The sequence below is a fragment of the Veillonella sp. VA141 genome (assembly GCF_003992175.1).
Classification (GTDB): domain Bacteria; phylum Bacillota; class Negativicutes; order Veillonellales; family Veillonellaceae; genus F0422.
This window is the reverse complement of sequence record NZ_RQVM01000003.1, coordinates 40,954-60,886: the sequence shown is the minus strand read 5'-3', so window position 1 is coordinate 60,886 and position 19,933 is coordinate 40,954. Positions and strand designations below refer to the sequence as shown.

General features: G+C 40.4%; 17 protein-coding genes. 3 read left to right on the top strand and 14 right to left on the bottom strand.

Annotation, left to right across the window (positions count from 1 at the left end; translation table 11 throughout):
• Positions 1 to 20: 20 nt before the first annotated feature.
• On the bottom strand, positions 21 to 2,576 hold the full coding sequence (locus tag EO112_RS04360) for a glycyl radical protein (protein ID WP_009353679.1): 2,556 nt from the start codon (positions 2,574 to 2,576) through the stop codon (positions 21 to 23).
• 346 nt (positions 2,577 to 2,922) lie between these two features.
• On the opposite strand from EO112_RS04360, the gene EO112_RS04355 reads away from it, so the two are divergent.
• Genes EO112_RS04355 through EO112_RS04345 form a run of 3 tightly spaced genes read left to right on the top strand, consistent with a single transcriptional unit; the run spans position 2,923 to position 5,760 of the window.
• The gene (locus EO112_RS04355) at positions 2,923 to 3,459 is read left to right on the top strand and encodes a hypothetical protein (protein ID WP_127163114.1); all 537 of its coding nucleotides are present in this window, start codon (positions 2,923 to 2,925) and stop codon (positions 3,457 to 3,459) included.
• 8 nt (positions 3,460 to 3,467) lie between these two features.
• Positions 3,468 to 5,174: a DUF4037 domain-containing protein gene (locus EO112_RS04350; protein WP_127163112.1), complete on the top strand. Its 1,707-nt coding sequence runs from the start codon at positions 3,468 to 3,470 to the stop codon at positions 5,172 to 5,174.
• A gap of 10 nt (positions 5,175 to 5,184) precedes the next feature.
• Positions 5,185 to 5,760, top strand: coding sequence for a DUF4125 family protein (locus EO112_RS04345; protein ID WP_009353659.1), 576 nt, complete (start codon positions 5,185 to 5,187; stop codon positions 5,758 to 5,760).
• 66 nt (positions 5,761 to 5,826) lie between these two features.
• Here the strand turns inward: EO112_RS04345 and EO112_RS04340 are convergent, their stop codons facing one another.
• The 13 genes from EO112_RS04340 to putP form a co-directional block, all read right to left on the bottom strand.
• A complete protein-coding gene (locus EO112_RS04340) occupies positions 5,827 to 6,825 on the bottom strand; it encodes an ABC transporter substrate-binding protein (RefSeq protein WP_127163110.1) in 999 nt (332 codons plus the stop codon).
• A gap of 22 nt (positions 6,826 to 6,847) precedes the next feature.
• Complete coding sequence (locus EO112_RS04335; RefSeq protein ID WP_127163108.1) at positions 6,848 to 7,591, bottom strand: ABC transporter ATP-binding protein; 744 nt, start codon at positions 7,589 to 7,591, stop codon at positions 6,848 to 6,850.
• A 15-nt stretch (positions 7,592 to 7,606) separates the two neighbouring features.
• Positions 7,607 to 8,605: an iron ABC transporter permease gene (locus EO112_RS04330; RefSeq protein ID WP_127135931.1), complete on the bottom strand. Its 999-nt coding sequence runs from the start codon at positions 8,603 to 8,605 to the stop codon at positions 7,607 to 7,609.
• A gap of 216 nt (positions 8,606 to 8,821) precedes the next feature.
• Entirely contained in the window at positions 8,822 to 9,166 is a 345-nt protein-coding gene (locus EO112_RS04325; protein ID WP_062402031.1) for a nitrous oxide-stimulated promoter family protein, read from the bottom strand.
• Positions 9,167 to 9,475: 309 nt separating this feature from the next.
• Complete coding sequence (locus tag EO112_RS04320; protein ID WP_127163106.1) at positions 9,476 to 10,201, bottom strand: DUF554 domain-containing protein; 726 nt, start codon at positions 10,199 to 10,201, stop codon at positions 9,476 to 9,478.
• Between the two features lie 18 nt (positions 10,202 to 10,219).
• Positions 10,220 to 10,735, bottom strand: a complete 516-nt coding sequence (gene pyrR / locus EO112_RS04315) for a bifunctional pyr operon transcriptional regulator/uracil phosphoribosyltransferase PyrR (protein WP_009353692.1) — start codon at positions 10,733 to 10,735, stop codon at positions 10,220 to 10,222.
• An 11-nt stretch (positions 10,736 to 10,746) separates the two neighbouring features.
• On the bottom strand, positions 10,747 to 11,664 hold the full coding sequence (locus EO112_RS04310) for an RluA family pseudouridine synthase (RefSeq protein ID WP_127163104.1): 918 nt from the start codon (positions 11,662 to 11,664) through the stop codon (positions 10,747 to 10,749).
• An 8-nt stretch (positions 11,665 to 11,672) separates the two neighbouring features.
• Positions 11,673 to 12,113, bottom strand: coding sequence for a signal peptidase II (lspA, locus tag EO112_RS04305; RefSeq protein ID WP_127163102.1), 441 nt, complete (start codon positions 12,111 to 12,113; stop codon positions 11,673 to 11,675).
• On the bottom strand, positions 12,110 to 14,518 hold the full coding sequence (locus tag EO112_RS04300; RefSeq protein ID WP_127163100.1) for a Tex family protein: 2,409 nt from the start codon (positions 14,516 to 14,518) through the stop codon (positions 12,110 to 12,112). Before EO112_RS04300 ends, lspA begins: the two co-directional genes overlap by 4 nt.
• A 1-nt stretch (position 14,519) precedes the next feature.
• A complete protein-coding gene (locus EO112_RS04295; protein WP_127160556.1) occupies positions 14,520 to 15,005 on the bottom strand; it encodes a dihydrofolate reductase in 486 nt (161 codons plus the stop codon).
• A 10-nt stretch (positions 15,006 to 15,015) separates the two neighbouring features.
• Entirely contained in the window at positions 15,016 to 15,807 is a 792-nt protein-coding gene (locus EO112_RS04290) for a thymidylate synthase (RefSeq protein WP_126940681.1), read from the bottom strand.
• Positions 15,808 to 15,954: 147 nt separating this feature from the next.
• Positions 15,955 to 17,778 (bottom strand): DNA helicase RecQ, encoded by a 1,824-nt coding sequence (recQ, locus tag EO112_RS04285; protein WP_127163098.1) that lies wholly within the window; start codon positions 17,776 to 17,778, stop codon positions 15,955 to 15,957.
• Between the two features lie 477 nt (positions 17,779 to 18,255).
• Positions 18,256 to 19,686 (bottom strand): sodium/proline symporter PutP, encoded by a 1,431-nt coding sequence (putP, locus tag EO112_RS04280; protein ID WP_240629345.1) that lies wholly within the window; start codon positions 19,684 to 19,686, stop codon positions 18,256 to 18,258.
• Between the last annotated feature and the right edge of the window lie 247 nt (positions 19,687 to 19,933).

Sequence of the window (19,933 nt, the reverse complement as noted above, 5' to 3'; positions counted from 1 at the left end):
TTATCCTTTATATTATGTACCTACATTTCATGTTCTGTACGATTAATGATATCGTCTTGTACTTCTTTAGCCAATGTTACGAAGTGAGCACTGTAACCTGCTACACGAACGATCAAGTCTTGGTTATCTTCTGGATGTTCTTGTGCATCTAACAATGTTTGTTTATCTACAACGTTGAATTGAACATGGCTACCTTTTTTATCGAAGAAGCTCTTAATAATAGATACGAAGTTTTTCAAACCTTGTTCTCCACCTACCGCAGCTGGTGTGAATTTTTGGTTGTACAATGTACCATTCGATGCTTGCGCATGGTCTAATTTTGCAACGGAGTTGGAAGCCGCTGTAGGACCGTTTACGTCGTTACCTTGGCGAGGGGATACACCGTCAGCCAATGGTTCAGTTGCTAAACGTCCATCTGGTAATGCAGCTACGTCTTTACCGAACAATACGTTAGCGGATACTGGGTAAATACCAGCTTGGAATTGACCGCCACGAGGGTTCATGTATTTATCCACTTCATTACAGTAGATTTTACCGCAACGATATGCGAATTGGTCTACCTCTTCAATATCATTACCGAAGGAATCAGTGTTTTTCAAGATATTACGGATAGTTGCATATTTGCTTGGATCAGCTTGTGATTTGCATCCACAGCTTGTACCTGTGCCAGTACCTTGTTTCAAATGAGATTCCAATGTAGCAATGTCGATAGATCCTGTGGAGGATAAGATTTTCTTAACTGCTTCATAGATTTGAGCTTCATCTAATGTAGATTCTGGAATAGATGGAGTGCAAATTGGAGCTGCGCTATCGCTATAACCGAAGTTAGCTTCTAATGCTTCACGCAATTCAGCTAATGTAAAGCGTTTGTCTTCGAAAATATTTTTTTGGATTGCATATAAGGAGTCACCTGCGTCAGCAACACCGAATGCTTGAGGTCCTGTGAAGTTGTAGATCGCGCCGCCTTCTTGGCAAGATTTACCGCGTTTGATACAATCATCAACCATCGCAGACATGAATGGCAATGGAGCGCGTTCCATGTGAGCGTAGTCAACAGCGTTGTCAGCTTTTGCTAAGTGACGAACGAAGTATTCCATTTGTTGTTGGTATGCTGCCAACAATTTATCCATAGTATCTAATTCTTCTAATTCGCCAGTTTTAGGTCCCAATTGTTTGCCATTACAACGTCCGTTGTTAAGAGTAATTTCAAGAACTTTTGCGATATTGAAGAATGCTGCATCATGCCAACCTTCAGTACGATGGCCCGCTTGTGGTTCAACACAACCGATGATACAGTAGTCACGAGCGTCTTTTAATGCTACGCCACGAGATACAAGAGCCAAGATGATTACTTCGTCATTGTAGAATGCTGGAACACCATAGCCTAAACGGGATACTTCACAAGCGCGATATAAGAATTCCATTGGGGCATTTTGATGTACACGTACAGAGAAGGATGGAGCTGGTAAACGAACGTGCGCTACTGCTTCCATACACATGTAAGATACTTCATTTGTTGCATCTTTACCTTCAGAGTCTTGACCGCCTACGCAAAGGTTTTGGAATACTGCATAACCAGCGAATGCTTGTGCAGAGACTTCATCACGAGTTTTATTGATGTCGTTCAATTTAACCCAGATACAATCTACTAATTCTTGTGCTTTTACGCGATCAATTGGATCATCTTTTAAGTATGGATACATGTATTGGTCAAAACGGCCTGGGGAGATGGAGTGACCATTGGACTCAATTTGAACCATGATTTGTAAGAACCAGAAAGATTGACATGCTTCCCAGAAGTTACGAGCACCGAATTCAGGTACGCGATCACAGTTAGCGGCGATTTGTTGTAATTCTGCTTTACGAGTTGGACAAGATGTTTGACTTGCCAATTCACGAGCTTTTTCAGCATAGCGATGTGCGAATCGGATAGCTGCATTGTAGGAAATAATAACTGCGTTGTAGAATTGTTTTTTCTTAATGCTGCTAGGATCATCTTCGTCTAATGCATGTAATGCTGTAATTGTTTCTTCTAATACACCGCGGAAACCTTTTTCTAAGATTTTACCGTAGTCTACATTTACGTGTCCTACACCACCGAAGAAATAGTTACCTACTGTGAATACACCATTAGCGATACAATCTTTTGTATCTGGTTCCATATAGGAATCTGCTAAGGAGTGAGTTGTTTTGCCTTCCCAATATTTGAAAGCTTCATGTAATTCATGTTGTACTTTTTCAGAAATTTCAAATGGATCTGCCATACGTTTATGCATAGTATGGAATTCTTTTTCTACCCAATCATAGGAGAACTCTGGGCAAATTTCTGTGGATCGTGGGTTGATTGTGATTGAACCAACTACCAATTCATTGTCACGGATTGTAATCGGCAACTCGTTAAAGATTTTTTCAACAGCTTTAGCACGGCGGATAATCGTAGGCTGACCTTCGGTTTCCTTATAGGATTCTGTAATTAAGACTGCACGTTCTGATTCGACCTGTGGTACAGCATCAATAATTACTTTTCTCAACTTTTCAATTCGTTCTGTTGGTTTACTAAATCCTCGTTCTAGCATGTGTTAACCTCCTTACAACGTATAAATATAATTCATGCCTCTGTTCCATTCATGCGTAAATAGAATACTGTGCATGCTTCTTAAGAAAATGGTATCACATTTCAGGGTAGAACTGATAAAAATTTACAATCCAAATTTTGTAAAATACAAACCTTTATGTAATTGAAAAGTTAGATTAATTATCATCTCCTATTTCAAAATCTGCATGTAGTATATGTGTTTTCAGTATGCCTTGGTAATATTCAAACCTAACTACGGTAGTAAATACACCTCTTCTTTCTTCTCTATTGCTCTACATTATATTTCTCTTTATACTGAAAGTAATTATACGCAGGAGGTAATTACGATGGCATCAAATACGGCTATATGTCTTTGGGAAACCAATCGTATCGCATCTGGATTTGCTCTTTTAGATCAGTTATTAAAAGACTACCCTATCTCTTTTGTCAAACATTACCGCATATGTCCTGGCAAAGCGTTCTTCATACTCATTGCAGATACAGATGTAGTACAGCAAATTGAACAAATCCTAGGGGATACGAAACAGATTCAATACAAAACAATTACTGGCGTACATCCCGATGTACTTTCAGTATTTCAACAAAAACAAAAAATACCTACTGTCTCACACCTAGGTATCTATGAATGTTCCACAACAGTGGCTGTATTTCATTTAGCTAATCATCTAGCTTGGCATCACCAAGTTCATTTATTAAGTCTACAAATTGGAATTGGTCTCTGTGGCAAAAGCATTCTCACTATCGCTGGTTCCTATAGTGATTTAAAAACCATTGAAATGGAATTATCAGAACGTTATCCTAAAGACATTGTGAGCTTTGCCAATATTTCAGAACCGTCAACAGAATTACTTACCTTATTATAGGAGGTTCTATGGAATCCATTCAGTCTTTACTAAAACAAGCACACACACTTTGGCGACAAGGCAATGAACAAGGTATGATAGACTATTTAGAAAAAGCCATTCACCTGTGTCGGACCCAAAAGAATGACAAAAAACTGATTGAAATATTAAATGAGTATAGTGGGTCTCTACGTAATGTAGGACGCTATGATGATGCCATTACCGCTATTGATGAATCCCTACGTCTCTACGAAAAAAGCGATACTTACACACCACAAACATATGCTACAATTTTAATTAATCTAGGCAATACATATCGTGAAAAGAAATCCTATTACGAAGCGGAAACACATCTGTTGAAAGCAAAGGAAATCTTTCAATCCGTAGGTGATACATCCTATGCTTATATTGGTCTGTTGAACAATTTATCACTTCTCTATCGTGACACAAACAACTACGAAACAGCTCATAAATTGCAATTAGAAGCAGTCCGCCTATTAGAGCCTACAGAATACCAGGTTCCCCTAGCTATTAGCTACAATAATTTATATGAAATCAGCAAACACGTTAAAGGAAAACAAGAGCTTTCTCCTCAGGTCTATCTAGATAAAGCTGCCTACATTTTACGTCGTGAGGTAGGTACAGAACACCCTATGTATGCAGCGGTGTTAAATAATCGAGCCGACTTTGAAATGGAACAACATCACTACGATGTGGCACTAAATTTATATCGAGAGGCTCTTCCCATTGTGAAACATAATTATGGTGTGGAAAGTCAAGCCTATCAATCTGTATTGCACAATCTTGAATATGTAAAAGACCTTATTAAAACGCTGCAACAAGAGGTGCCCTGTCATCGCCAAACTGGCTTAGAGCTAGGCAGAGAACTCGCTCACCAAGTAGCACAAGACATAGAGCTCAATCTACCTGACCTAGCTCCCTATATGTGCTTAGCTTTGGTCGGCACAGGATCAGAATGTTTAGGCTTTGATGATGCCATCTCTGAAGACCACGACTTTACCAAGCGCTGTCAGCTCTTCTTACCAGCTGATATCTATGAAACTAATAAAGAACGCCTTCAGTCCTACTTTAAGAACTATGCCTATGGCACAGTACAAATTGAATGTATATCTGAATTTTACCAGCGCTATACACTTTATCCTGAAGGGCCTCAGTGTGAAAAAGAGTTTCGCCGTGTCCCACAAGACTTGTTGTGCACCGCCACAAATGGTGAAGTCTTCCTAGATAATTTTGGATCTTTTACACATATTCGTCAGCGATTATTGGCCTACTATCCAGAAGATATTCGCCTTCGTAAAATTGCCTATGAATTAAACCAATTGGCTCAATCTGGGCAGTATAACTTACCTCGTATGTTACAACGAGGCGACACAATTGCTGCAAGTTTAGCATTGCATCAATTTGTCCATCATTACATGCTACTCGTGCATCTATTCAACAAATCCTATGCGCCATTCTACAAATGGCTCTATCGCCATAGTTGTACTCTTCCTATCTTAGGAAACACGGTCAAACATGGGATTGTAGAATTACTAGATGCACCTATTACAGATACAAAATCTCACATTGATCGCTTATGTAGTGCTATTATTCAAGAGTTGCAACGCAACGGCTTAAGCACAAGTCCTATTGATTTCTTAACCTATCAAGCTAAAGAAGTCATTCAACGCATTCAAGATCCACTTCTCCGTAAAGAAGATTCTTGGGTAGAATAGGAGTTTTATTATGAAAGACGATTTAATTATTTCTATCATTCAACAAGAATGGCCTCTCTTCACTAGTACGCAAAATGTAGACCATCGCTCACCTTGCCAAGACCAAATGGCTAACTTCATTGTGTCACGCCATGCCTATTGGTCTATGTACTCTACACCGGTTTTACAATCCTATTTGCACGATTTAGAAGTGGCACGCATGAAAGGACATAACTTGGTAACTTTCAAATACGGATATATGATGGAAGCCACTCATCCCGATGAATTTTTAGCCATAAAGGATAAATTGCCATCTATTTCTAACGTAAAATTGTCTTTAGTGACTGCCATTATGGCCTTGTATATGAAGTGGGAATTAGATATCCAATTAGAAATACCTGGCTATGACACACACCATCGTCCCATCCAAGCAAAAGATAATTCCCTGACTCATACATCTGTGGAAACCTATATGACTGGAGAATTACAGTCCTATTCAGAAAACACTTTAGAATGTATATTAGCTCATTTTTTACAGTGTAGTAAAAATAATATAAACCCTGTACAAGAATATCTGAAAGCCCTACAAGCTGGAGCAAAGCGATAAGTACAATAAACACAAAAAAGCCGTCACTATTGTGACGGCTTTTACTATGTATAAAAGACTATCTAATTAGTCAATATGGATACCATGGATTTCTTCAGCTAAACGTTTTAACGCTTCTACTGTACGAACGCCTGGTGTAATTTCAGATAATTTTACGCGAACGAAATGATTTTCTTGTACCGCTTTAATTGTTTGTAATTGAGGGTCAGCTTTAATTTTAGCTACTTTTTCTTGGAAATCATCATCGTTGCGGATGGAGTTACCGTAATCAGGAATGATGATGTAATCAGGATTTTGTTGAACTACAGTTTCCCAAGAACCTTTCGCCCAAGTTTTATCTACCCCTAAACCACTCATTACGTTATCAGCACCGATTAAACGCAATACGTTAGTTGTGTAACCTTCGAATACTGTGAAAGGTTGTCCATCTTGGGAGTCATATACGAATACACGTTTATGTGGAAGGTCTTTCAATTTAGCTTGTACTTTTTCTAGCAAGGCACGTTGACCTTTTACCCATTCTTCTGCTTTTGCTTTCACGCCGAAGATTTCACCTAACTTAATCATATCTTTGAAATTAGTTTCTAAGTCAGCTTGTGTAGATAAAGCAGACTCTGGAATCCAAATGTTTACTTTTTGAGCAATCATTTTATCTGCAGGGATACCTTCTTTACTGAAAGAATCTTCCCATCCTGTAGCGAAGTCAGGTTTTACAGACATAAACACTTCATAAGAAGGCCATTTTTCAGCTAATACTTTTACTTTGCCATAGGCTTCTTGTAATGGTGGATAGATTTCTTCTTCTTGGAAAGCTGTACCTGCCATTTTATCTTCCAAGCCTAATTGTAACATCATTTCTGTTGTAAATTGAGACATGGATACGGCATGTTTTGGAGATTCTTTCACAGCAAACTCAGTTTGTTTGCCTTCAAATGTTTGATTCCAAGTCACTTCTGTGCCAGTTTTCGCTTGTTCTTTTTCAGAACTACAGCCTGCTACTGCCAAAGCACCACATACTAAAGCTGTTAATACAAAGCCTTTAGATTGTTTCCAATTACTTAACATAATCTTCCCTTTCTTACCTTAGTTAGTAATACAAATGATACACGCCCTCTTCCATAGACACATGGAAAGGCACTTCAAAAATAGGCTCCAGCAACTCTGGGGTTAACACCTCTTGTGGGGCTCCCGTTTTTAATACTTTGCCATCTTTCATCAATACGATGTGATCACAATAGCACGCCGCTAGATTTAGGTCATGGAGAACCACAATACTTGTACCCGAAAAGTTTTGCAATTCTTTCATGAGCGCTACCTTGTATTTCATGTCTAGATGATTTGTTGGTTCATCTAACAACAATACCTCTGTTTGTTGTGTCAATGCTTTTGCAATGAACACACGTTGCCGTTCACCTCCCGACAAATGTCCCATTTCCTCTTCTGCCAAATGGGATACCCCTACTTGATCCATATAGGACTGGGCAATAGCAACATCTTCCGCTGTATAATTTCCAAAATGACTTTTATAAGGATATCGTCCCATAAGTACAATATCTTTCACTAAAAAATCATCAATCATAGCATCATGCATTTGTGCCAACACAGCCACCTTCCGTGAAAAGGTGGGGCCATCAATAGTTTGTAAAGGCACACCATCCAGTGTAATCGCATCAGTGGGATGCAATTGGCTCAAATGTCCAAGAAGTGTCGATTTACCACAACCATTAGGTCCAATGATAGCCGTCATTTTATGTTTAGGAAAGCTGAGCTTCACATCATCTAAAATTTGTCGTTTTCCATAGGAAAAGGACAAAGAATTTACCTCGTACATAGTCCCTCCTATTGTCTAACCTTGATGACGGTATCTCGTCATAATAATCCAAATAAATAGCGGTGCCCCTAGTAAGGATGTCAATACGCCGATAGGAATTTCTTCGGGGCTATACATAGCTCGTGAAAGTACATCCGCCCAGATCATCACAATACTACCAATGAGTGGCGCAAAAATCAGTAATCGTCCATGTTTAGGGCCCCCAACCATGCGTGCCAAGTGCGGAATAATAAGGCCCATAAAGCCTACTACACCTACTTTTGCTACTAAGGTAGCGATAGCCACAGAGGATACGATGACCATAGATAATTGCAAGGATTTCACAGATAAGCCCATTTGCTTCGCTTCTTGTTGCCCTAATAAGAGGACGTCAAAATCCTGTTTATACATGTACATATAGAACATCAACAAACCAATGATAATGGCTGTTAATGGTAAATCTCTCCACTGAATGCCTGCAAAACTACCGAGCAACCAGAACATAGCACTTCGTACTTGTGCTTCGTGCTTCGCTCCATAAATAATCATCATCGTAATGGATGAGAAAATACCTGTCATACCCATACCAATTAAAATTAATTTTACTGGACTTTGGCTACGTCCCACACAGATTAACACCAACAAGATGGAAATACCTGCTCCTAAAGCCGCAAAGAATGGCACATTATAGGATGCCAAGAATGGTAATCCTCCCATAATGATAGCAAAGACCGCTCCTGTACTAGCACCTGACGAGACACCTAATACATAAGGATCGGCTAGTGCATTGCGTGTTACTGTTTGCATCAGAACCCCTACTAAAGATAATCCAATCCCTGTCAGTACGGAATACAACAACCGTGGCAAACGAATATCTTGCACAATGGTGCTCAACATTTTCATCTCATCTGTTGGCACTGGACTGGTAAATGCCTGGTACATATCCCACACCGGTATGAAAGAAGCCCCAAATTGAGGGGCTACTACGAGTGAAATCACCAGTAAGATCAATAATCCTACGATTTTTAATTTCATGTTATACGCCCTTTAACTATACCCAATATACGCTTAGGAGTTTCCCTCACGAAATTCGTGCCTCCTACAGTAAAAAAAGAGCAACCTATGATGGGCGCTCTTTTGTCTATCTATAGTATACTATAATTTTCGATATAGTGTAAAGGTGTTTACTTGATTTTTAACACGTCACAATTCCCATGACATATTACTGTAACATATAATTTCAGTCACATATTATTTCAACAGACCTTTCCCTAACAATATGTGTCGTATGGTCATGATTGGATGTATCCATAACATACGAGGACCACTATATCGCATAACTTCTTTAATTCGTTCTCGATAGGTCGGTGCGTAACAGTGTGTTTTGCACATGGCACAAAATGTTTTTTCTTCCATATGTGGGCATCGCTCTACCCTTGCTTCTGCATAATGCATCAATTCTGCACAACTTTCACAGAGGTCACCAGACTTACGTCGGTGCTGTCCTTTGCAGTAGATTTCTATCATCTTGCGCACCGTTTTTAATTCTTTTAATCGCTTATTTTCGATAGCCTGCTGTTTCTCACGTTCTTTCATCACTAACTCCTCACTATTTAATGCTCAGTATGTCTACAACTATCTATGCCGCACATTTTTGTATGTTTATTCTATCACAGCCATTAACATAGACTCAATGTTTTCTATCACATGCAAAAATCCGCTATCCATAATTTTACTAGGCTCAACTTGTATTTTTTTCATTAGCTTTTATGAAAGTAAAAAGAGGAAAGTGAGTACCTATACTCAACCTTCCTCTATCATATAATCCCTATCTAATATGCCGTATGGAATGTTGCACTCACTATTCCTCTATAGTATAAAGGATATTTATAGTCCCCCTAAAATTTACAGTGTAATCGGCAAGAATGTCATGAACATTGCTATAAATATTGCTGGTAGCAAGTTAGCCACACGAATCTTGTTGGGCCACAATACATTAATTCCCACACAGAAAATTAAGATGGAGCCCACATAGGATAAATTATCAATCGCCTCTGGAGTCATAAGCGGTGCCGCTAAATGAGCTAAACCCGTAATCATCCCTTGGGTAATCCCCACTGGTAAAAAGGAGAATAAAGCCCCTTTTCCCATGGAAGATGCCATGACCATTACGATAATGCCGTCTAGAATACTTTTAACAACCATCGTACTATAATCGCCAGTCAAACCATCTTGAATAGAACCGATGACCCCCATAGCTCCTACGGTAAATGTCATGGATGCCGTAATAAAAGCATTGGTAAACTGTGGGTCCCGACTGTTACCTGTTTTCAACTTCAACCATTCTCCAATGGCTGTAATACGACGATCAAAATCAATCAATTCCCCTATAATCGCCCCTAGTACCATAGAGATAATCATCATCATAGGTCCTGTTGTATGCAAACTGTCGCTAACAATAACCAGCATATATTGCATAGTACCACTCATGCCTAATAGAAGGATAATGATGCCACACACCACCATGAGTGTTTCTTTCAAATTTTCTTTCATGCGATGTCGAATAAAAAGACCTAATAGGCTACCACAAATAATCAACACCACATTAAGGATGGTTCCCATACCATGCATTGGTTGTTCCTCATCTTTCTAAAAAATCACTACACTATCATCCCCATCCACTTCGTGCACACGAACTTGCACCGTTTCCAAGTGAGATGTAGGAATATTTTTGCCTACATAATCAGCTCGTATAGGTAGTTCCCGATGGCCTCGATCCACTAATACAGCTAATTGGATGGCACTCGGTCTACCTGCATCCATAAGGGCATTCAATGCAGATCGAATCGTACGACCTGTAAATAATACATCATCTACAAGAATCACAATTTTACCCGTCGTATCCATCGTAAACGGAGGCCCTTCCTTCGGTTGATTGCTCCGATCATCTCGATACAAGGAGACATCCATTGTTGCCACATCTACTTGAATCCCTTCAATGGCTTCAATTTGAGCTTGTAATCGTTTTGCTATATATACACCACGGCGCTCAATGCCAATAATTAAAGCATTGGATAATCCTTTATTACGCTCTAAAATTTCGTGCCCGATACGACGAATGGCTCGCATCATACCAGCTTCATCAATTAAGATACGTTCTTCCATAGTATCACTCCTTATCGATTATGCTCTTTCGCATACTCAATACATGCCAAAAAATCGTCCGGCAATGGCGCTTCAAAGTGTAACACTTCCCCTGTGATAGGATGTTTCACAGATAATGTTTTAGAATGTAAGGCCTGCCCTACAATAGGAAAATCCATTTTACGGAATCCATAGAACGGATCATTCACCACAGGATGTCCAATATACGCTAAATGTACACGAATTTGGTGAGTTCTTCCCGTTTCTAGTTGGCATTCTATTAATGTGTGCTTGCCATATCGTTCTAGTACACGGAAATGGGTCACTGCGTCTTTACTATTTTCAAAGACCACCGCCATTTTCATACGATCTTTAGGGTGGCGCCCAATAGGGGCCTTGATAGTCCCTTTTTCTTCTGCAATATTGCCTTGTACTAATGCATAATAGGTTCTTGTAGCACTATGTTCTTTCACTTGCTCTGCTAAGCCCAAATGGGATTCATCATGTTTGGCTGCCATCATCACACCGGATGTATCCTTGTCTAATCGATGCACAATGCCAGGGCGAATTTCTCCATTGATGCCAGATAAATCTTTACAATGGTATAGCAAAGCATTCACCAGTGTCCCTGAATGATTGCCTACCGCTGGATGTACCACCATACCACGAGCTTTATTAATGACAATCATATGCGAATCTTCAAATAGAATATCCAGTGGAATGTTCTCTGGTTCTACTTCTACTTCGTGCACTTCAGGAATAGTAACGCTAATTTCACTATCCTTTGAAAGTTTCAAGTTCGATTTTCCTGTTTTACCATTCACTTGTACATTGCCCTCTTTCACTAAGGATTGCACATAGCTACGTGACTGACCAAGCTCTCTCGTGAGGTACACATCTAATCGTGTACCCTCATCTTGAGCCTCTACTATATATTGTTTTGTTTCCATTATTTACCTCACTGTTTCTGGCTTTCATAGGACCAAAAATATAGAATCAACAAAGGTACACCAATGCAAATACCAATATCCGCAATATTAAAGATAGGCCACACTCGGAAATCAAAGAAATCCACTACACCACCTAAGTACAAACGATCCCAGGCATTGCCCAAAGCACCACCCAAGAGCGTGCCTGTCCCAATTCGTGCATATAACGGTGCCATAGCTAATTTCTTACGACCTACGTACATAGCGCCTAACAAAAGCACCACTACCAACAACAATATCCATCGTTGGTGCATCAACATACCAAAGGCTGCTCCATGATTCACAATATAGGTCCAATGAAAAATATCAGGTACAACTGGCACAGATTCACCTAACCGAAAGTGGCTACGTACATACCATTTTGCTACTTGATCCAATAGGAAGGTCAAGATACTTATGATATAGATCATCGTTTACGTCCTCCACGGTCAGCCCATTGTTGTAATAAAGCACCTAAGTCCTGTTCTTTTTCTTGCCCTTTTCCACGATTGTTTTTGTTTCTATCTCGCTTAGGATTACCTGAGCCACTTCTTACATCCTTAGCGTTGTTAGAGTTTCGACCCTGTTGTCTTTCGCCTTTTGGTTGTTGACCATCCTTACGTGGTGTATCTCGACGGGGATTTCCATCGCCATTGCGTCTATGACCTTGACGGTTTGGATCTTTTGGTTTTTCTCGTTTCATGGATAAACCAATGCGGTTCCGTTTTGCATCGACAGAAATAATCTCTACTTCGATAATATCTCCTACTGCTAATACATCAGATGGATGTTCATGATAGGCACAAAACTCGCTTTTATGCAGCAGTCCATTGATTTTCACACCAAAGTCTACAAAGGCACCAAAGTCCACCACATTATGGACGGTTCCTTTTACCACGGTACCGACTTGAATATCTTCCAAACTCATAATTTGTTTCCGAGTCATCGGTGCTGGTAAATCTTCCCGTGGGTCACGACCTGGTTTTTGCAAGGCTTCTACAATATCTCGCACCGTCGGTACACCTGCATCTAGCTGTTTCGCCAACTCTTCCACATTCACCGTTTGCAGTTTCGCTTTGGCCGTTTCCAGTGTCGCTTTATTACGTAAATCGTCTAAGGACATCCCCAACTGTGTTAGCACTCCTTGGGCAATCTCATAAGACTCTGGATGAACTGGCGTCGCATCTAAAGGGTTCTCCCCTTTACCGATGCGCAAGAAACCGGCACATTGTGTAAAGGCCGCAGGACCTAAACGTGCTACTTTCAATAATTGCTTACGACTAGTAAAAGCACCATGTTCCTTGCGGTAAGCAATAATATTATTCGCCACGGTGCTAGAAATACCAGACACATGCTTCAATATCGCTGGAGACGCTGTATTGAGCTCTACCCCTACATGGTTAACTACAGTTTCTACCACTTGATCTAAGGTGGCGCCCAATTGTTTTTGATTCACATCATGTTGGTATTGACCGACACCAATTGATTTTGGATCAATCTTCACAGATTCCGCCAATGGGTCTTGTACACGGCGTGCAATCGACACAGCGCCACGAATCGATACATCTAAATCTGGCAGTTCTTCAATGGCCAACTTAGAAGCGGAGTATACGGAGGCACCTGCTTCATTAGTGATAATATAATGACAATCTAAGCCTTCTTCAGCAATCATGGCAGATGTAAATTGCTCTGTTTCATAAGAAGCAGTACCATTGCCGATAGAAATCAAAGTAACACCATATTGACGGATTTTCTTAGCCAATTCTTGTTTGGCACGCTCTGCTTGTTTATCACTCATCGTAAGATAGTAAGCCCCATAATCTAGGACATTACCTTCCCTGTCAATGATGGCCATTTTACAACCTGTACGATATCCTGGGTCTAAGCCCATAATAACATGTCCAGATAAAGGTGCTTGGAGCAATAAATTACGCAAGTTCGTACCAAATACTTTGATGGCCTGCTCTTCTGCTTGCTCTGTCATTGCATTTCGTGTTTCACGCTCTAACGAGGGATATAATAATCGTTTATATCCATCAGCAATAGCCTCAGCAATATACGAATGCTCTACCCTTACAGTACCTTGTACAGTATCTACCATATATTGGATAAACGTTTCATCCGGTACCACAAAGCTAACTTTTAAAGCTCCCAAGCTTTCCCCACGATTCATCGCTAATACACGATGGGATGGGACTTGGCGAATAGGTTCTTTGTATTCTTCATTGTACTGTAAGAATCCTTGGTTTACTTCTTCTTCGCCTACTAGCTCCGTTTTCATATGACCAGTTTCCCACATGGCTTTACGCAAATATTGGCGAATATCTGCTCGTTCACTCGCTTCTTCTGCTACAATATCCATCGCCCCTTGTAAGGCATCTTCCACAGTAGGCACTTCTTCATTAAGGTACTCTGCTCCCATTTGGCGTAACTCTTCTTCTGTAGCCGTTGTAAACAATTCCTGTGCCAACGGTTCCAAACCACGGTCTCTGGCCATAGACGCACGAGTTCGTTTTTTCGGACGGAACGGCAAATACAAGTCCTCTAACTCCTGTAATTTCATAGCCTTCGTAATGGCTAGGGACAATTCTTCCGTCAATTTTCCCTGTTCTTCGATAGATTTTGTTACTTCTTCTTTACGTTGTAACAAATTGCGTAAATATTTCATCCGCTCTTCGATGTCACGCAATTGTTCATCTTTTAACTCACCAGTCACTTCTTTTCGATACCGTGCAATAAATGGTACTGTATTGCCCTCATCTAATAAAGTAATGGCTGCTTCTACTTGATGTGGCTTTACCCCTAACTCTTGGGCTATCACTACATGTATTTCCATTCTATTTCCGCCTTTCATAGGTTACAAAATCATAGGACAAGTCCTCTTGCCCTGCGCCGGGTATACGCTCTATCTCCATCCATTCTGGCTTGGTATGCTCAGTAAATGTCACATCCCCTGTGAAAGCTCGGTGTAACTCCGTCACATACAAACGATCTGCATAAGGTGCCATGCTTGCATACACCTGGGCGCCACCAATGCAATACGCTAACTCTAGGTCTTGCGCCGCTTGTGCCGCTTCCTCTGGACTATGGAATACTTTCACTCCTTCATAGGGTGGTATGTAATCCAATTGTGATGTAATGACCCAATGTTCACGATTAGGTAACAAAAACGGCAAAGACTCCAATGTCTTCCGTCCCATGATGATGACATGCCCAGTAGTGCGCTGTTTAAAATATGCTAAATCTTCTGGAATGCGCCAAATCAGTTGATTATCCTTGCCTATAACGCCATTCTCAGCCACTGCTACAATCATTGCTAACATAGATAACTCCTTATACAGCTACTGTCATAGATAGTTTCCCTAAATGCTCATAGCCTTCTAGAGTTATATCTTCTGGCGTAAAATCATAGAAATTTTTGATCTCTGGGTTTAATCGTAACACCGGAGCCTCTAAGGCTTCATGTTTACGTTCTAATTGAGTACGTAAAGCTTCTACATGGTTCTCATAAATATGAGCATTATTGATGACATGCGTGAATTGTCCTGCCTGCAATCCAGATACTTGGGCAATCATATGAACCAACGCTGCATACTGTGCTGTATTAAAAGGCACTCCTAATCCCATATCCCCACTGCGCTGGATAAGCATACAATTTAAACGACCATCGGTGACATCCCATAATGTTTCATAGGCACATGGTTGCAACGCCATATCTGGCAAGTCCTCAATATTCCACAAGGTCACAATCATACGACGGCTTTGAGGGTCCTTTTGTAGCATATCCAATAAATTATCTAACTGTTTATATTTGGCAATTTGGTATCCATAAGCCTTACCAATCGTACCATCTTCACGCATCCATTCATCCCAAACTTTTACATTCATGGCCTGCAACTGACGTACATCATTAGATTGCAATTGCCAAATCCAAAGCAATTCTTTAATGGCCGTTTTGAAAGCCACAAATTTCGTGGTTAAAATAGGAAATTCTTCTGCTAAATTGAATTGCATCACTTGATGCGGTAATTTATAGGTCGCAATGCCTGTACGATTGTTGGCATAATACCCATGATCTAATATATTCTCTATAATCTGTAAATATTGCGTATCTGCTAAACTCATCTATGCCTCCTTGTATACGAAACTACGCTAAATGGTATCAGCATATATTTTGTATATCTGTATATATATCTGTATTTGTATCAATATCTGTGTCTAAATGTATTTGTATATCTACATTTAGATAAATATCAAGTTGTCCCTCTATCGCTATATGTTGCCCTTAAAATCGGCAATAACCTTCAAAAATTCATTGCCATATTTGCGCAGCTTCATATCTCCTACGCCTTTCACATTCGCCATATCTCCTAAGGTCAATGGTTCTTTTGCTACCATATCCAATAAGGTAGCATCTGAAAAAATCATGAACGGTTTTACCCCTTCTATTTTTGAAAGTTCCAAACGGTGCACACGCAGAGCCTCAAATAAGGAGTTATTCTTAGTGGCTTTTGCTAGCCCTGAAGCATTTGATTTAGAACGGCCCTGCATAGGACGATGTTCCCCTACCTCAATAAGCACATCTTTCACAGTGACCCGTCCCGCTAATACTTCATGACCTTGTTCCGTAACGGATAAAATAGGATATTGCCCTCCCGAAGACGTCACATACCCCATCGCCATTAAGCGCTTAATAAAGCCTTTTACATCTTTATCTGCCCAACGATTTAATTTGCCAAATACGGATAATCGGTGTAAGCGAAACTTCTCAATACGCTCCGTCCGATTCCCACATAGGATATCCGCAATCATGGTCACACCATATCGTTCTTCTGTATTCCAAATCGTATGCAATACTGCGCTCGCCTCGGCTGTTACATCCACTGCCACTCGTGGTTCATCACAAGTACTACAATGATGACATTGATCCCAAGGCACTTGTTCACCAAAATAAGACAACATAAATTTACGTAGGCACATAGGTGTATGACAATAATCGATCATGGCTTGTAGCATATTCCGCTCAATCCGTTGTCGTTCTGGTGGCAAGTCACTTTGACTTAGAATATATTGATGTACTGCCACATCTTGCCCATTGTAGAGCAAAATACAATCTGCCGGTGCTCCATCTCGTCCAGCACGGCCTGCCTCTTGGTAATAACTTTCCATATTTCGTGGCATTTGGTAATGGATTACATAGCGCACATTACTTTTATCGATACCCATCCCAAATGCATTAGTAGCTACCATAACTTGTACTTCATCAAAGGCGTAACGATTCTGTTGGTACTTACGCTCTTCATCAGATAAACCACCATGGTAGTAACCTACTTTCACACCGTACCGTAAAAGCTCACGATATACCTTTTCCACATTCGCCCTAGTGGCACAATAGACAATCCCCACATCATTTGGGTTGTGTAGCACATAATCTCGTACATATTCCATACGCTTACTTTCGTGGATCACAGAAAACGCCAAGTTAGGACGATCAAATCCTGTAATATGCACACGAGCATTCTCCAATCCTAAGAGTTGTTTTATATCACGTTCTACTTCTTCCGTAGCACTGGCTGTGAAAGCCCCTACCACAGGTCTATGGGGCAAGCTCTTAATAAAAGGTCCTATGGCCGTGAAAGAAGGCCTAAAATCATGCCCCCATTGTGAAACACAATGGGCTTCATCAATGATGACTTGGCTAATCGGTAGTCCTCTTAGAAACTCACAAAACCCTTCAGATGCTAATTTTTCTGGCGCCAAGTATAATAATTTAATGCGCCCTTCCCGTAAATAGTACAAAATTTTATTCTGCTCTTCTCGACTGAGGGTGCTATTCATATACGCCGCTGGCATACCTTGCTCTTTCAAGGTATCCACCTGATCTTGCATCAAGGAAATCAATGGAGAAAATACAATGGTAATGCCCGCCTTTAGCATCGCAGGAATTTGAAAGCAAATCGATTTACCGGCCCCAGTAGGCATAATCCCTAGCACATCTTGGTTCTCTAACAAAGCTGCAACAGGTACCTCTTGAGCGGGGCGAAAACTGGAATATCCATAAAAATGTTGCAATGCTCGTAGGGCTCTAGCATCCATATGTCTTTCCTCCTCTCTAACAGTATATTCATCGAATCGTATCTATTTATTATACCATTTTTATGGGTTAGTATAAACTGTTTGAACTAGAACTATCCTTTCTTTCCCTCAGTCATTTGCCATGATAGTCCACTTCTACTAAATGCCATTCCATACTAATTATTTACCTTATATAGGAGTACTTCCGATTCATAGATATTTCGTTTACATATTTCTTTATTCTACCATCATCACCATCAGATAGTTAGGATAAACATACTGTTACCGCACTCACTTACACTACTGTTACGACGCTATTATACTCTTCACTTGATGTAATGGCCCACGGCGTAAACCTATCTACCTAAATTACTATTACCATGCCATTACGCTCTTTATACAATACGTATTGATACATAGTCCAATACGTTTACAAAAAAATGTTGGCACCACTCTCAACGGAGTAGCCCCAACATTTCGTTTACTATGTATATGTAATTATAAAATATGCATTTGTTCTGATGCATCGAACTCCGCTTGGATTTCTTTACTTGGCTCATGGTCTAATAAGCTAACTACAAAGATAGCAATCGTAGACAAGATGAAGCCTGGTACAATTTCATACAAGCCAAACCAACCAAATTGTTTCCATACAAGAACGGTGATACCACCCACTAAGATGCCTGCGATACAACCTTTCAGAGTCATACGTTTCCAAATCAAAGAGATTAAGATAGCAGGGCCGAATGCAGCGCCGAACCCAGCCCATGCATAGGCAACCATCGTCAAGATGTAGCTTTGTGGATTCACCGCCATCACGATGGCAATAGCAGATACGATCAACACCGTTGCACGGCTGACCATAACCAATTCACGGTCCCCTGCATCACGAGCAAACACATTGCGATACAAGTCTTGTGACACAGAAGAGGCTGTTACCAATAATTGTGCAGAGGCTGTACTCATGATAGCTGCCAATACAGCAGACCAAATTAAGCCTGCCACAAATGGGTTAAATAAATGCTCGCTCATCACAAGGAATACTGTTTCTGCATCAGCATCTACTAGAGGTGTTGTTAAATATACTTTACCAACAAGACCTACTGCCACTGCAGCCAACAAGGAAATAACCACCCAAATCATGGCAATATTCGTAGCTTTTTTCAATTCTTTCGCGTCGGAAATCGCCATGAAACGCACTAAGATATGAGGTTGACCAAAGTAACCAAGCCCCCATCCTAGGCTAGAAATGATACCCACCACTAAAGTGAACGTATCTTGTTCCGGTCCCCAAATGGACAATCCTGCTGGGAACTCCGTAGCAATTAAGTTTGCTGTTTCTACAGGACCCCCTAAATACATGGCTGCCGTTACAGGTACTAGCAAGATGGCAAAGAACATCATCATCCCTTGGATACAGTCTGTCCAACTTACAGCTAGGAAACCACCTAAGAAGGTATAGAAAATAACTACCCCCGCTGTAATAAAGAGGGATGTCATGTAATCTAAGCCGAAGATAGTATTAAATAATTTACCACCTGCCACGAATCCAGAAGATGTGTAAATTAAAAAGAAAATAACGATGAAGATAGCAGACACTACCGGCACAATTCTTGATGTATCATGAAAACGGTTTTTCAAATAATCCGGTATAGTTAAACTATTATTCGCTACCTCTGTGTAGTTGCGTAATCGTTTCGATACGAACACCCAGTTCAGCCACGTTCCTAAGGCCAAACCAATGGCAATCCATAACGCCGATATCCCTGTTGAGTAGGCAAATCCAGGTAAACCCATCAACATCCATCCGCTCATGTCAGAGGCTTCCGCACTCATGGACGTGATCCAGGGGCCTAGCTGGCGACCTCCTAAAATATAGTCGTCTAAGCTATTAGACTTGCGGTAATAATATACCCCGATGTACATCATGAGGCCTAAATACAATGCAAATGCCCCAATCACTTCAAAATTGTTGTACACCCTACTCCTCCTTTCCTAATCCTTTCACCTTTACTTAAAATTCTATAGAATGCATTCAGCATTAATCTTTTCTATTATATCATAGATTATATATATCGTCTTTCACGGATTTTATGCAAAAAATAAACGCTTTGTATAAAACAAAGCGAGTGCTATCATTGATCTATGTAAATAGACAATGAAAATACCTAACGCA